15 protein-coding genes are annotated in these 13,474 nt (G+C 48.6%); 11 read left to right on the plus strand and 4 right to left on the minus strand.

What is annotated here, in order from left to right:
* Window positions 1-2: 2 nt before the first annotated feature.
* From ACQ4MZ_RS09250 to ACQ4MZ_RS09275, 6 genes are all read left to right on the plus strand, one after another.
* Window positions 3-206: a hypothetical protein gene (locus ACQ4MZ_RS09250; protein WP_430844475.1), complete on the plus strand. Its 204-nt coding sequence runs from the start codon at window positions 3-5 to the stop codon at window positions 204-206.
* A 42-nt stretch (window positions 207-248) separates the two neighbouring features.
* The gene (locus tag ACQ4MZ_RS09255) at window positions 249-1,598 is read left to right on the plus strand and encodes a RagB/SusD family nutrient uptake outer membrane protein (protein ID WP_430844477.1); all 1,350 of its coding nucleotides are present in this window, start codon (window positions 249-251) and stop codon (window positions 1,596-1,598) included.
* Between the two features lie 200 nt (window positions 1,599-1,798).
* Window positions 1,799-3,187, plus strand: a complete 1,389-nt coding sequence (locus tag ACQ4MZ_RS09260; RefSeq protein WP_430845351.1) for a sulfatase family protein — start codon at window positions 1,799-1,801, stop codon at window positions 3,185-3,187.
* 54 nt (window positions 3,188-3,241) lie between these two features.
* The gene (locus ACQ4MZ_RS09265) at window positions 3,242-3,490 is read left to right on the plus strand and encodes a hypothetical protein (protein WP_430844479.1); all 249 of its coding nucleotides are present in this window, start codon (window positions 3,242-3,244) and stop codon (window positions 3,488-3,490) included.
* Entirely contained in the window at window positions 3,487-3,822 is a 336-nt protein-coding gene (locus tag ACQ4MZ_RS09270; RefSeq protein ID WP_430844481.1) for a type II toxin-antitoxin system VapC family toxin, read from the plus strand. The genes ACQ4MZ_RS09265 and ACQ4MZ_RS09270 overlap by 4 nt, the downstream gene beginning before the upstream one ends.
* Window positions 3,823-4,236: 414 nt before the next feature.
* On the plus strand, window positions 4,237-5,682 hold the full coding sequence (locus ACQ4MZ_RS09275; RefSeq protein WP_430844482.1) for an arylsulfatase: 1,446 nt from the start codon (window positions 4,237-4,239) through the stop codon (window positions 5,680-5,682).
* Between the two features lie 58 nt (window positions 5,683-5,740).
* On the opposite strand, the gene ACQ4MZ_RS09280 is transcribed toward ACQ4MZ_RS09275, so the two are convergent.
* Window positions 5,741-6,358 carry a response regulator gene (locus ACQ4MZ_RS09280; protein ID WP_430844483.1) on the minus strand — a complete coding sequence of 206 codons (618 nt, stop codon included), beginning with the start codon at window positions 6,356-6,358 and terminating at the stop codon, window positions 5,741-5,743.
* Window positions 6,359-6,408: 50 nt separating this feature from the next.
* Window positions 6,409-8,340, minus strand: a complete 1,932-nt coding sequence (locus tag ACQ4MZ_RS09285; protein WP_430844485.1) for a tetratricopeptide repeat-containing sensor histidine kinase — start codon at window positions 8,338-8,340, stop codon at window positions 6,409-6,411.
* Window positions 8,341-8,543: 203 nt separating this feature from the next.
* Here ACQ4MZ_RS09285 and ACQ4MZ_RS09290 point away from each other — a divergent pair, with 203 nt between their 5' ends.
* Both ACQ4MZ_RS09290 and ACQ4MZ_RS09295 read left to right on the plus strand, forming a co-directional pair.
* The gene (locus ACQ4MZ_RS09290) at window positions 8,544-8,969 is read left to right on the plus strand and encodes a hypothetical protein (protein ID WP_430844487.1); all 426 of its coding nucleotides are present in this window, start codon (window positions 8,544-8,546) and stop codon (window positions 8,967-8,969) included.
* 40 nt (window positions 8,970-9,009) lie between these two features.
* On the plus strand, window positions 9,010-9,915 hold the full coding sequence (locus tag ACQ4MZ_RS09295; protein ID WP_430844489.1) for a hypothetical protein: 906 nt from the start codon (window positions 9,010-9,012) through the stop codon (window positions 9,913-9,915).
* A gap of 486 nt (window positions 9,916-10,401) precedes the next feature.
* On the opposite strand, the gene ACQ4MZ_RS09300 is transcribed toward ACQ4MZ_RS09295, so the two are convergent.
* Window positions 10,402-10,548 (minus strand): hypothetical protein, encoded by a 147-nt coding sequence (locus ACQ4MZ_RS09300; protein WP_430844491.1) that lies wholly within the window; start codon window positions 10,546-10,548, stop codon window positions 10,402-10,404.
* A 24-nt stretch (window positions 10,549-10,572) separates the two neighbouring features.
* On the opposite strand from ACQ4MZ_RS09300, the gene ACQ4MZ_RS09305 reads away from it, so the two are divergent.
* The 3 genes from ACQ4MZ_RS09305 to ACQ4MZ_RS09315 all read left to right on the plus strand — a co-directional run bounded on the left by ACQ4MZ_RS09305 (window position 10,573) and on the right by ACQ4MZ_RS09315 (window position 12,933).
* Window positions 10,573-11,673 (plus strand): sterol desaturase family protein, encoded by a 1,101-nt coding sequence (locus tag ACQ4MZ_RS09305; protein WP_430844492.1) that lies wholly within the window; start codon window positions 10,573-10,575, stop codon window positions 11,671-11,673.
* A gap of 199 nt (window positions 11,674-11,872) precedes the next feature.
* Window positions 11,873-12,310, plus strand: coding sequence for a DUF1016 N-terminal domain-containing protein (locus ACQ4MZ_RS09310; RefSeq protein WP_430844494.1), 438 nt, complete (start codon window positions 11,873-11,875; stop codon window positions 12,308-12,310).
* Window positions 12,238-12,933: a PDDEXK nuclease domain-containing protein gene (locus ACQ4MZ_RS09315; RefSeq protein WP_430845352.1), complete on the plus strand. Its 696-nt coding sequence runs from the start codon at window positions 12,238-12,240 to the stop codon at window positions 12,931-12,933. Before ACQ4MZ_RS09310 ends, ACQ4MZ_RS09315 begins: the two co-directional genes overlap by 73 nt.
* On the opposite strand, the gene ACQ4MZ_RS09320 is transcribed toward ACQ4MZ_RS09315, so the two are convergent.
* Window positions 12,915-13,412: a DUF1579 domain-containing protein gene (locus ACQ4MZ_RS09320; RefSeq protein WP_430844495.1), complete on the minus strand. Its 498-nt coding sequence runs from the start codon at window positions 13,410-13,412 to the stop codon at window positions 12,915-12,917. The genes ACQ4MZ_RS09315 and ACQ4MZ_RS09320 overlap by 19 nt on opposite strands.
* Window positions 13,413-13,474 lie beyond the last annotated feature (62 nt).

Raw genomic sequence — 13,474 nt, forward strand, 5'->3', positions numbered from 1 at the left:
TTATGAAAACAAATACATTCAAACATACCATTTACGCAGGTATCGCCGTGCTAACGCTGGGTCTTGCTTCCTGTGACTCCGGCCTGCTGGAAACCGTTCCTAACGACCGTCTTTCCGAAGATTTATTCTGGAAAACCGAAAACGATGCCAAACTAGCCGTTAACTCACTTTATACCGACCTGGACAGCACCACGGCCGTCACCTGAGATGGCATTACCGATCTGGCGCATACCAACCAGAGCTTCAACGTGGCCGCGTATATTGAAGCGGGGAGTTACGATGCGACTAGTTCGGTGATTTACGACGAATGGAAACGGGTCTACCGAGGCATTCGTGGCGTGAATTATTTTCTGGAAAATGTCGATAAAGTGCCGAGCACCAATGCGGCATTGATCAATCAGCTGAAAGGCGAGGCGAAGGCCTTGCGTGCCTACCACTATCTGAAACTGGCCGGTTTGTTTGGTCCGGTGCCGCTGGTGACGTCTTCGATCAGCATTGATGAGGGCCGCACATTGGTGAACACGCCGGTGGAGGAAATCTGGAATTTTGTAGAAAAAGAATTGACCGAAGCTGCGGCGCTGCTGCCGACTACCTATGGCGCTGCCGACAAAGGTCGGTTTACCAAAGGTGCCGCATTGGGCTTGCTCGCGCGTGCGGACCTGTATGCGGGACGTTACCAGAAGGCCGCCGATGCTGCCGACCAGGTGATCAAGCTCGGGGTGTATGGTTTGTATGATTCTTATGAAAAGCTATACAGTTATGCCGCGGAGAATAACAAGGAAGTGCTTTTGGATAAACAGTATTTGAAAGACGTGTATCAAAACAACGTCTTCAACTTGCTCGCACCATATAGCCAGAAGAATGCGCAGAGTACCTATGTGCCGACAAAGGCTTTGGTGGATACTTATGAAACACTCGAAGGTAAGAAAATAACCGATCCTTCGAGTGGGTATGACCCGGCTAAGCCTTATGCCAATCGCGATCCTCGTCTGAAATTCTCGGTATTCCTTGAAGGCGACGCATTGCCGAGCGGCATTACTTTCCAGCCTCGCCCGACGAGCACCACCGCGGACGCGATCGGAAGTACCTACATTGCCTCTACGACTGGTTTTAATATTAAAAAGTATATCAATACCGAGGATTTCGCTAACCCGACGAACAGCGGTATCAACATTATCTTGTTGCGCTACGCCGAAGTATTGCTGACTTACGCCGAAGCGAAGATCGAATTGGGTCAAACCGATGCCACTGTATTGGCAGCGATTAACCAGGTTAGAAATGGCCGTGCGGACGTGAAGCAACCTTCGGTAACGGCTACCACGCAAGCGGCATTGCGGGAGATCGTGCGCCGCGAGCGGACAGTGGAGCTGGCATTTGAAGGTCAGCGGTTGTATGATATCCGCCGCTGGAAAATTGGCGAGCAGGTGATGAACGGGCCGGTGTTTGGCATCACTTATCCGGATGCTACGGGTAAACTGGTTACGGTGCAAGCCGCATCCTCCGATCGGGTTTTCGATGCGGGCAGACATTATCTCTGGCCCATACCGCAAAAAGAGCGTGATTTGAATCCGAACCTGCAACAAAATCCGAACTGGTAATTACTTTTGAGCAATATGGTGCCAAGCTCCTGCTTGGTGCCTACTATTATTCAGCCTCCGGCTGGCAGACGCAATTCCGGCCAGAGGCCTGCAAATACTAACGCCAAGCCAGAGCTTGGCGCCATTTTACCTAAAACCACCTTAAAAACATGTTTAGAGTACTTTCTCTATTGCTGGTATCAATGAGCCTGTGCCTTTTGATGGCCTTCCAGTCCGAAAAGCCGGCAGCGAAAACACCCAACATCGTTCTCTTTTTTATAGACGACCTCGGTTACGGCGACCTGTCTGTCAATGGCGCATTGGGCTATAAAACGCCCAAACTCGACAAAATGGCCACAGAAGGGACGCGTTTCACGAACTTCATGGCCGCGCAGGCCGTGTGCAGTGCGTCCCGTGCCGCTTTGCTTACAGGTTGTTATCCCAACCGTCTGGGCATTTCAGGAGCGTTCGGGCCCAATGCTGGTGTGGGTCTCAATCCCAAAGAAGAAACTATTGCCGAGCTCGTGAAGGCGCAGGGGTATGCGACGGGTATTTTCGGTAAATGGCATTTGGGCAGCGATCAGGAGTTTTTGCCTTTGCAGCAGGGCTTCGACGAATATTATGGTGTGCCTTATTCGCACGACATGTGGCCGCTGCACCCATGGCAGGAACGCGCGAAATATCCGCCACTGCACTGGATTGACGGAAACAAGCCGGTGAAGGAGATTAAAAACCTCGAAGACGCCAGCGAACTGACGCCGGTAATTACCGAAAAGGCAATCTCCTTTATCAAAAGAAACAAAAACAAACCTTTCTTCCTGTACGTACCACATCCGCTACCGCACGTGCCGTTGGCTGCTTCGGCAAAGTTCCGGGGTAAAAGTCAGCGAGGTATTTTTGGGGATGTGATGATGGAGCTCGACTGGTCGGTAGGGGAGATCATGAAGGAGCTCAAAGCGCAGGGATTAGATAATAATACTCTCGTAATTTTCACCAGCGACAATGGCCCCTGGCTCAACTATGGCGATCATGCTGGTTCTGCGGGCGGTTTCCGGGAAGGCAAAGGCACCTCTTTCGAGGGCGGGCAACGCGAGCCGTGCATTATGCGCTGGCCGGGCGTAATTCCCGCAGGCAGGGTTTCCAACAAACTCCTCTCGACGCTCGATATTCTGCCTACCATTGCCAAGCTAACCGGCGCAAAATTGCCGAAGGAGAAAATAGACGGCCTCGATTTTACCGCATTGCTCAAAGGGGACGAAAGCCAGACGCCGCGCGAAAGCTTCCTTTACTATTATCGTAAAAACAGCCTCGAAGCTGTCCGTAAAGGCGATTGGAAGCTCGTTTTCGCCCATCCGGGACGCACCTATGAAGGCTCATTGCCAGGCAAAAACGGTCAGCCGGGTCCGGCGCCGGAGGATCATCAGTTCCCGAAAGCGCTCTACAACCTCGCCCGCGACCCAAGCGAGCGCTACGATGTACTGGAACAAAACCCGGAAATCGTAGCCGAACTCGAAAAAATCGCCGACGCGGCACGTGACGATATGGGAGACGACTTGCAGCAAAAGACGGGTAAAAACATTCGGGAGATAGGGCGTACCGTTCGTAAATAAGGATTGCATTTCAGGAGTACTTATCTTAAATTTACTTAACATGTAATTCAAGCCATGGGTACTCCTGTAATTTCTCAAAAAGAGTTTGACGCATTGAAAAGGGAAAACGAATTGCTTAAAAAGCAATTGGAAGCCTTGCATGATAAAGAATTCAGAGACAAGCTGGAATGGGCCTATCACCTGTTTCAGGAATCCCCGAATGCGTCGAAACTTGAATTGAAAAGAGGCTCAGGCAAAAGCATTATATCTCGCGTTCCCGACAACTTTACGGATGAACTAACGGATTTTAATGCACTTGAATGAGAATACTTCTTGACACTCACATCCTTCTTTGGTTTCTGACTGATGACGAAAGGCTGAGCCAAACGCAAATAGAATTGATCGAAAATAAACAAAACGAGCTTTTTTTCAGCATTGGATCACTTTGGGAAATCGCCATCAAAGCCGGTTTATTGAAATTAACAATCCCGAGCCCCATCGATCGCCTGGTGCCGGCGGAAGTGCAGTTGGTTGATATCAAAATCCCACATTTGGGTGCATATCAGGAGCTTCCCCTGATACACAAAGATCCCTTCGATCGGTTACTTATTGCGCAATCGCAGGTGGAGGACTTCTTGGTTATTGACCGACGATAGTAAGTTTGACCACTATTCGGTTAAGCTACTCAAATAGCAGAGAACATTAACCGTCAAAAAAACACAAATTGTTTCCCGAAGCATTTGCTTGTTCGAAGTATTTATTCTTACTTTGTCTATCAAACAAGTAGATTATATCAAGCTTCTGCTTCGCAATATTCAGTACGTATCTGCTTTCCGATACCCTAAGAGACAGTCCAGGCTCGACTTGCCGGAATTTTCGGTGGTTGTCAATTCATGCCGGTCGTCCGGGCTGTCGTAGGGTATCGGGAACAAAGATACACCGCAATTTACAAATCTGGTTACCATTGCCGAAACAGGCTGTTCTTCCCAATTTTAAAGGCGTCACCCACGTTGAATTCAAGTAATCCAAGGGTTGCAATGTCTTTCTGAAGTGTATTAATCTACTCTATAATGAAAAAGTATCGTTTTCTGGTTTCCCTCCTTGCCACACCGTTCTTTTGCCACCATTCCCAAGCCCAGTCGCCGAAACCGGCGCGCCCGAATATCGTTTTCATACTGGCCGATGATCTTGGCTATGGTGATGTAGGTTTCAATGGACAAAAACTTATCAAGACACCCAATATCGACCGTGTCGCAAGGGAAGGGATGATTTTTACCCAGTTTTACGCAGGTACCTCCGTATGCGCGCCTTCGCGGTCGTCGTTGCTGACGGGCCAGCATACAGGGCATACTTATATACGCGGGAACAAAAGTGTTGAACCCGAGGGACAGCAACCGATCGCCGACTCTGTTGTAACGCTTGCGGAAGTTCTTAAAAAGTCGGGATATGTGACGGCGGCTTTCGGGAAATGGGGCCTGGGGCCTGTCGGCTCGGAAGGCGATCCGAATATGCAGGGTTTCGACCGTTTTTATGGCTACAACTGCCAAAGCCTGGCACACCGTTACTATCCTGAGCACCTTTGGGATAATAGCAAGAAAATCCTGCTGGAAGGAAACAAAGGACTGGTCAATAATAAGGAATACGCGCCTGACCTGATCCAGAAAAAAGCGCTCAGCTTCGTAGATGCTCAGGATGGCAAGCAGCCCTTCTTTTTGTTTTTACCTTATATACTTCCACACGCGGAGTTGATGGTGCCGGATGATAGCCTGTTCAGATATTATAAGGGTAAATTTGAAGAAAAACCATACAAAGGGGCCGACTATGGCCCGGGTGCTACCGGTGGCGGATATGCGTCGCAGGAATTCCCTCATGCTACCTTTGCAGCGATGGTGGCACGTCTGGATCTGTACGTAGGGCAGGTTGTGAATAAGTTGAAAGAGAAAGGTCTTGACAAAAACACGCTGATTATTTTCACAAGTGATAATGGTCCGCATATCGAAGGCGGCGCCGATCCGAATTTTTTCAACAGCGGCGCCGGGTTTCGGGGTGTAAAACGGGATTTGTATGAAGGCGGCATCCGCGAGCCATTTGCCGCGCGTTGGCCTGCTGTTATCAAGCCCGGTTCTAAAAGCGATTACATCGGCGCATTCTGGGACATACTCCCCACTTTTGCGGAGCTGGCTAATGCGTCAGCACCCCGTAATATCGACGGCATTTCATTCACAGATGCATTGAAAGGCAAGCCTACCCAGAAAAAACATGACTACCTCTATTGGGAATTTCACGAGCAGGGCGGCCGACAAGCTGTGCGGCAGGGTAACTGGAAGGCCGTGCGTTTAAAGGCAGCCGGCAATCCCGACGCGCTGGTAGAGCTCTACGATCTTTCGAAAGACCCGCAGGAAAAAAACAACCTGACCCCGCAGTTCCCCGAAAAGGCGAAAGAACTCGGTCAGATTATGAACCGGGCGCATGTTTCGTCGGCCATTTTCCCGTTCGGGAGTTTGGCGACTAACTAAGCCAAAGAAGCCCTGACCATATGACGATGATCAGGGCTTCTTTGCAATAAAAGGCTTTTCAAATCAACCCCAACCCCGCGGCAAGTTTGATCAGCGAAGCGGTATTCGAAACTTCAAATTTGATCAGAAGGTTCTGCCGATGACTGTTCACAGTGGTAACGCTAATAAACAGCTGCTCTGCGATTTGTGGATTGGTGAGTCCTTCGGCAATCAGTAGCAACACTTCTTTTTCGCGCCTGGTTAGAAATGGCACCGTTTTAGGTGCGGTGGCGGGGGTTACCTGGTCGAACTGGACATTCATAAAATAGCCGCCCGCCTGCACCTGCGCGACAGCTTCGAGGATATCCTCCTTCCCCGAGCTTTTGATCAGATAACCCGATGCCCCGTTCTGGATCATGCGCGAGACGTAGGCGCGCTCGTTGAATGTGCTCAATGCAAGTGTCTTTACCTCCGGAAACTGGTCTTTTACCTTTTTACAAAGGTCAATGCCGCTAATGTCCGGCAGGTTGATATCGAGAAATGCAATGTCCACTTCGTTGTTTTTCAGGAATGCGATGGCATCGATGGCGTTGGTCGCGGTTCCGACGACCTGCACCCCTTCCGAGTCGGCGAGCAGCGATTTTAATCCTTCCAATACCAGCGGATGATCATCCACGATGAGGATTCTGACACTCATAATTTCTTTTTTATTTAGGTTAAAGCCATTTCTGGCATTGATATCAGTCATTAAAGTACAATTTCAACCAGTACCGATGTGCCTTCGCCCGGTTTCGACTGGATGTCGAGCGTACCATTCAGGTAATCCACACGGGCTTGCACATTACGAAGGCCGGCACCTTTATTCTGTTCGAGGTTTTTAATGTCAAAACCTTTGCCATTGTCCTCCACAGTTACGCTCACGTGATTTTCGACCCAGGTAAGTTGTACCTGTGCTTCACTGGCGTCGGCGTATTTGAGCACGTTGTTGAGCAGCTCCTGGATGATCCGGTAAAGGACCACTTCCACCTGTGAGTCGAGGCGCTTATCGTCGAAACCGAAGGCCTGCATGTGTACTTTCAACCTGCCCGAGGCGCTGATGCCTTCGCAAAAGTCGCTTAGCGCGTCGATTAATCCGAACCGTACAAGCGATTCGGGCATCATACTATGGGCTACGCGGCGCATTTCGCTGATTGCGCCGTCCAATTGGGTTAGAGCCCTTGTAAACGTCATGGCGCTTTCTTCGGGCAGGATTACATTTCCTTTCACTGAGTTCAGAGTTAGTTTGATGCCTGATAATAGTCCGCCCAGACCGTCATGCAGGTCGCGGGCTACGCGGGTGCGTTCTTCTTCCTGTCCTTTCAAAATAGAATTGGTGGCTACCAATTGTTTTTCCTGCTGCAATTGCAGTACTTCCTGCTCGGCCACGCGCCTGCGGAATGCAATGTTCCTGTAAACCAATATTGCGATTATGAGCAATCCGACAAGCCCGGCGATGAGGGCGTAAATCAGCGTGGTGCGTGTTTGCTTCTCTTTTTCAAGCGTTACGATCTGGTTCTCTTTCTGTGCTGTCAGGTACTTCGTGTCGAGCTCCTGCAATTGTTTTTGAATATCGATTCCCTGAATGGAGTCGTTCAGGATCGAGTACTTCATCAGGTAGTCGTATGCGCCTTTGTAGTTGTTCTGGCGGGCGAGGTCTGTCGCGTAATCTTCGTAAAGTTCCACCAAATGGTCGGTCATATTATTGGCCTCCGCGATGGTGAGTGCTTCCTTGGTGTATTTGGCCGACAGGTCGATTTTTTTGGCATCCTCGGCGAGGAACATCAGCGCTCTCAGGCAATCGAGTTCCAGAAATACATTTCCTGATTTACGGGCGAGGTCAAGTCCTTTCTGCCCGTAAATCCATGCTTCATCCAGATTTTTAAGCAGGCGATTGGTGCGGCAAAGTCCCGCGTAAGCTTGTGTGATAAAGATATCGGAATGGATTTTTTCGGCAACTACCAGTCCTTCTTTGAAATGGGCGAGGGCTTCATCGTATTTTTTGAGGTTGAAATAACAACCCCCGATATTGGTCAGAATATCGGTTAGTTGCAGGCTGTCCTTCATCGGCCGGGCGAGCTGTAATGCTTTTTGCTTGTAAACCACCGACTTATTGAAAAGATTGGCATGCTCGAAAGCCGTTCCGATACTGATATAAAGCCGGGGCAGAAATTCCTTCATTCCCAATTTATCAAACTGGCTGGCCGATTGCTGGTAGTATTTGATCGCTTCGGTGAAATTGCCCATATAAGTGTAGCTGGCTGCGATATTGGCGTAGCTCTTGCCAATATTCACCTGGTGTTTCATCCTTTTCGCTATTTCAAGGCTCTCGCGGTTCAATTTCAACCCTTCCTCGAATTTTCCCTGCAAATTGAGAATATAGGTGTAGTTCGATCGGAACTTGAACCGGCCGATATCATAGTTCAATTGTTCGCTGAGGGCATCCGCCTTCAGGTAATATTTAGCGGCGCTATCGAGGTTCTGGTTTTCGAGATACTGCCCGTACTCAATATACGCGAGCACGCGGTTGGTATCCTGCTTGCTGGTCTGAATGCGTTTCAGAATCGCATTGGGATCGGGGCTCTGAGCAAGCGCCGGGATGCATAAAAAGAATATAAAAAGTGTTCGCAAATATAATTTCATCGGACCCGGAGAGTAGAATGGATGGGAAAATTACGGTGGCAAAAGTCTGAAATAAAACCTTTTAATAATATCCTATAAACATATGATTTTCGAAAAATCATGCTTTTATAGGATTGATCTGCGGCTTCCGGACAGGCTACCTTTGTCACGTCGAAAGGCAGAAAATTATCTCATCCATTATCCATTTCAAATTCAATACAGCCATGAAAAAAATTACATTCTTGAAAAACATTTTTGCTCTGTTGTTGCTCTCTACATTGATGTTCGCTTGTGAAGACAAGGACAAAGACGTATCCCCGGAACTAAGCTCAAAAGTGGCAGGGACTTATAAAGTAACCAAGCTGACTGTCGACGGCGATGATTATCCGCTCGAAATAGGCAAGGCCAGCATTACGATCCAGCTCGACAAGTTTTCTTCGGAAGTAGTGACGGGAAAAATGAAAGTAACGCTCGACGGCGACCGCGAGCCGGACGAAGACCTTGGAACCCTGAACCTGAAAAATGCCGGCAGCACAGGCATCGATATTTACGAAAACACGGAGAAAGTAGGGAACCTGAAAGATGATAAACTGAATATTTTCGTGGTATTCGAAGGACAGGAAGTTGAGATGATCGCGACAAAGCAATAAGCATTACCAATGCAGATTACCCTTGATTACAATTACAGCCATGAAAAATAAAATCATCCCTTTTTTCCTCTATGCGTTTTGCATTGCATTCCTGAACTTCACCTTCAGCGATGAGTTTGAAGAATACGGAATCAGCCAGAAGGATATTCAGAATCGTCTCTGGAACGTTTTACAGGCCCCGTCGGTAAGTGTGCCGTACTTGGGGAGTTCGGTGAAATCGGCGTGCCGCTCGCTGGCACCCGAGGCGCAGGCGACGGCCATTAAGAAGGCTGGCGCTTTTGTGAAGACTTATTTCAATTCCGAGGATTTTCAGAAGCGTTACGCCGACGCGATCTCGAAGAAATACCCGAAACTGGAAACTACCGTGAGCGAACAACGCAAAGCAGAAATCAGGGCAAACCGATTGAAAGGTGTACAAGGGTTGCAGGCGAAGGATATGGAGCCGGTGGTGGATATTCAGATCCAGTCGGCAGAGACATTTGTGGGTATGGAAAGCATGCTCAGCAGTATTCCGGCCGAACAGCGCGCGGATTTCAAGAAGCAGATCGAGGATGGGAAGCGTAATGCTGCGTTCTTCAAGAAGATCAAACCGCTTTTGAAAACCAATATGGAGGAATTTAAAAAGCAATATGCCGAGTACCTGGCCGCCGACGAGATCAGGCAGTCGGAGCAGACGCTGGCGCGCAATGCGAAAAGCAATGCCGACGAGTACGAGAAACTGAAAGATCCGAAAAAGGTACTTACTGCACGGCTGACAGATTTCCTGAACCAAAGCAAAGGTGTGGATTTCGCGGCGCAGACGAAAGAAATGAACGGTCGTAAGAAGTTTGTGAATGCGGCCTACGAAGGTAAAAGCGATGTATGGAAGTTCTGTTACCGCATGGGCGCTACGCCCACCAATACTGCCCGTGCATTCGCGCAGCAGTGGCTTACCGAATTGAAATAAATTGGTTTATATAAGGATGTACAGAAAGGTGCTACTGGCTCCTTTTCTGTCTGATCCGTGGCCGGCAGCGCGTTACTGTCGCCACGGATTTTTTTATTTTTCAAGAAAATTAGGCAAAGCTATTGCATTTTAAAAAACATTAAACTTACTTTGTCTATCAAATAAGTATACTATTAAAAAACAAAGCTCCTGAACCACCCTGAGCTGAGTATTAATGCAGGCATCTTATAATATGAGCGCGGTTAATTTACTTTGTAAGGCCCCATTGAGGGAAGTGGTAGGGTGTACCTTCACGCTTTGTTTTCATTCCGGTTGCTGTTGTTGAAACGGCGATCCATCCCTGACATTTATCGGAAATATCCCGCCTGACAGTCATGGCTGATCATCTGAAATTTTCGGTGGTTGGCGATTTCAGTTGCCGGCTGTGCTGTCCCGGGGTATTTCCGCACCCATATTATCTGCTGCGTTTATACTGGACCGGTACTACTACACTACTTGCAATATGTTCACATTCTCAGACGTGGTGCTGCTCGCGAGGAAGATCGCCGTCGGCATACTGCTTACATTAATTCCCTTTGTACTGATCGCCGGAGGCATTTGGCTGGCGTGGAAATTCTTTATCTGATCGCTCATTTCACCATAAAAATTTAGTCACGCATGAAAGTGGATAATGCATTGGCCCGGAAAATTACCCGCGACGGCCTGATCAGCGTGGTGCTTTACCTCGCGCCCATCGTTTTGATGTTTGCCAGCTTCCAGATTTTCGATTACCGGCCGTGGGAAGGAAGCAACCAGTTTCCTTTCAAAGCGCCTGCTTTTGTTGAGGCGGTTTTCAAAAACCTGAGTAGCTGGGGGTTGCCCGTGATCGTGCTCGTGCTGGGCGTGATCGAATTTGCGGCCGGCTTATATGAAAACAAATGGACCAAGAACGAGCGGATTCTGGATATTGTCTGCTTTGTGGTTCCTAAGCTGATTATCCGGCCGTTTGTTGCCTATTTCGGATTGAAATTCCTTCCGCTGGTCTTGCCTGATGCGAAAAATGCATTCGAATGGGTACCCTTCTGGTGGGCATTCCTGATCATCGCTGTGGCCGACGACCTCACGCAATACTGGTACCACCGCCTGCACCACCAGGTGCCCTGGTTGTGGCGCTTCCATCGCACGCATCATTCCGCCAACTACATGGGAATGGCCATGGCGAGCAGGCAGAACGTAATCTACACGCTGTTTTTCTCCCAAACCTACCTCACCATCGCGTTGACTTACCTGGGCCTGGGTTATGCCGCCTTATTTGTGAAAGTGATCAAATCGTTCATTACTACCGGCGCGCATTCGAGCATTCCCTGGGACAAGCCTTTCTATGAAATTAAATGGCTGAAACCGATCGGCTGGGTATTGGAAAGACTGATTTCCACGCCCGCCACACACCATGCACACCACGCCGACACGACCGACGACGGGATAGGCTATTACAAAGGAAACTTCGGTAATATGTTCTTTCTCTGGGATATCATTTTCGGGACCGGCATCATCACCCGCAAATACCCGTCATCGTACGGCATTAAACATTACCAGGAGGAAGAATGGTACGCGCAGTTTATGTGGCCCATTTTCAAATCCAAGAAGGAAGGTAGTGAGCTGTCGCACAATGGACCGGTTGTTGGTGACGCGGTACCGGACACGCCGGAACCCATTACGCTTCAACCTGATATTGCAACAAACACTACTGTGGCAGTGCCGACTGCCGCAGTCGCTTAAAATTCTCAGATGACCATTGGCTCGACCGGTGGTCATCTTTTTTTGTTCATCTCAAAGCTTTCAAATGCGAAGGTAGCTCAGCCTCGCTGATCGCTTTGAAAGCCTCTTGAGAATAAATTCATACCATTTGAGAATTGGATTTGGTGGAGTAAGGGAAAGTGTCAGATATTCTGGCCTTCTCATAAAAACTTCATCAATCATGACAAACTTTGATTCGCTGGTGTCGACGATTCAAGATACCAATTTTACCCTTCAACAAAGTGCTTCCAAGGCTATCAATAGGTACCTGACCATTCGAAACTGGTTGATTGGCTTTCACATTGTGGAATTCGAACAGAATGGCGAAGATCGCGCGCGGTATGGCCAGCGGCTGGTCGATGATTTGGCCGATGCATTAAACATGGCCGGCCTCGGTGGCAGAAATTTGAAACTGTTCAGGCAATTCTATTTGACCTATCCTCAAATTATGCAGACGCTGTCTGCACAATTGGGAAGTATTGGAATGGCACAGCTTAACGTTTCGCTTAGGAGTATTCCCGTCTGTCATTCTCACACCTCACCCTGCTGCTTCCCCTCCGTGAGCCTGAAAAGCGGGCATTCTACGAACGACAATGCATCAAAAGCAATTGGAGCGTAGCCGAACTGAAAAGGCAAATCAATACCCTTTATTACGAACGTTCTGGTATTAGCCTCGATCCTGAAGCATTGGCTCGGAGTGTGGAGGAGCACGCAGAGCGCCCCTGCATCACCGATATTATCAAATCCCCCTTCACTTTCGAGTTTTTTGGTTTAAAAGCCAAGGATGTAGTTTACGAAAACGATCTGGAACAAGCCCTGGTTGATAACCTGGAAGCATTCCTGATTGAACTGGGCCATGGTTTTTGCTTTGAAGCCAAGCAGAAGCGGATCATCATCGGGGATGAATACTTTTTTGTCGATCTCGTGTTCTACCACCGTATTTTGAAATGCCATGTTTTAATTGAGCTGAAAACCAATGAAGTCAGGCACGAACACATAGGGCAGCTTAAAACTTACATTAATTACTACAAGAAAGAAATAATGGCCCAGGACGATAATCCGCCAGTGGGATTATTACTGGTGACGGATCAGAACCGGGCACTGGTTGAATATGCAGTAGCCGACAGCGATACGCAGTTGTTTGTCAGCAAATATGTCGTGAATCTTCCCAGTAATGAGCAATTACAGAACTTTATCCAGAATGAACTGACCCAAATGCATGATCAACGCACGCGTTTGTAAACGGTCTCTGTCGCTTTGTCTTCCTGCCCTTCCGGCGAGATGTTATAAGCGGTTATGACCAACGTATCGGCGTCTTGCAGCTCCGCAACGGTACGCCAATTCCAGGGGGCGGGGTATTCGGGGACGCTGTATTGTCCCAAAACCGAAAAGCCATTTCCGGTAGGCGTGCCGTTGGAGAGCATCATGCCGGTACCCATGTGAAAGCTGTCAATCCAGAATGCCTGTGCATTGCTGTTGGGAATGTCAAAACCGTAAATGGCGATGCCCTGGAAAGGTTTGCCATTAATGCTGCCCTCATATTCATGCAGTAGAAAACTGCCACCAAGGATGGCTTTAATGGTTCCTTTCATTTCGGATTCGTCGGCGAGGACGTTCGGTTCAAACCAGGTTTTAGTGAGCCCTTGCCAGCTGCCGGTCAGCGCCTGCAACTGGTGATGTACTCCGGATTCCAGCGATGTTTCAAATTTACTTTTGCTCATAAGGATTCAGATTTAGCTTGCCACGAAAGGTATACGAGCGCATTCGTGCTCATTCGTGTCTT

This window comes from Dyadobacter sp. BHUBP1 (assembly GCF_050587785.1).
Classification (GTDB): Bacteria; Bacteroidota; Bacteroidia; order Cytophagales; family Spirosomataceae; genus Dyadobacter.

Bases quoted from the DNA above. Each gene is read 5' to 3' on its own strand.
- ACQ4MZ_RS09305 (WP_430844492.1), top strand. From the start codon at position 10,573: ATGAAAGTGGATAATGCATTGGCCCGGAAAATTACCCGCGACGGCCTG.
- ACQ4MZ_RS09290 (WP_430844487.1), top strand. From the start codon at position 8,544: ATGAAAAAAATTACATTCTTGAAAAACATTTTTGCTCTGTTGTTGCTC.
- ACQ4MZ_RS09265 (WP_430844479.1), top strand. From the start codon at position 3,242: ATGGGTACTCCTGTAATTTCTCAAAAAGAGTTTGACGCATTGAAAAGG.
- ACQ4MZ_RS09285 (WP_430844485.1), bottom strand. From the start codon at position 8,340: ATGAAATTATATTTGCGAACACTTTTTATATTCTTTTTATGCATCCCG.
- ACQ4MZ_RS09320 (WP_430844495.1), bottom strand. From the start codon at position 13,412: ATGAGCAAAAGTAAATTTGAAACATCGCTGGAATCCGGAGTACATCAC.
- ACQ4MZ_RS09280 (WP_430844483.1), bottom strand. From the start codon at position 6,358: ATGAGTGTCAGAATCCTCATCGTGGATGATCATCCGCTGGTATTGGAA.
- ACQ4MZ_RS09300 (WP_430844491.1), bottom strand. From the start codon at position 10,548: ATGAGCGATCAGATAAAGAATTTCCACGCCAGCCAAATGCCTCCGGCG.
- ACQ4MZ_RS09295 (WP_430844489.1), top strand. From the start codon at position 9,010: ATGAAAAATAAAATCATCCCTTTTTTCCTCTATGCGTTTTGCATTGCA.
- ACQ4MZ_RS09270 (WP_430844481.1), top strand. From the start codon at position 3,487: ATGAGAATACTTCTTGACACTCACATCCTTCTTTGGTTTCTGACTGAT.
- ACQ4MZ_RS09260 (WP_430845351.1), top strand. From the start codon at position 1,799: ATGGCCTTCCAGTCCGAAAAGCCGGCAGCGAAAACACCCAACATCGTT.
- ACQ4MZ_RS09275 (WP_430844482.1), top strand. From the start codon at position 4,237: ATGAAAAAGTATCGTTTTCTGGTTTCCCTCCTTGCCACACCGTTCTTT.
- ACQ4MZ_RS09310 (WP_430844494.1), top strand. From the start codon at position 11,873: ATGACAAACTTTGATTCGCTGGTGTCGACGATTCAAGATACCAATTTT.
- ACQ4MZ_RS09250 (WP_430844475.1), top strand. From the start codon at position 3: ATGAAAACAAATACATTCAAACATACCATTTACGCAGGTATCGCCGTG.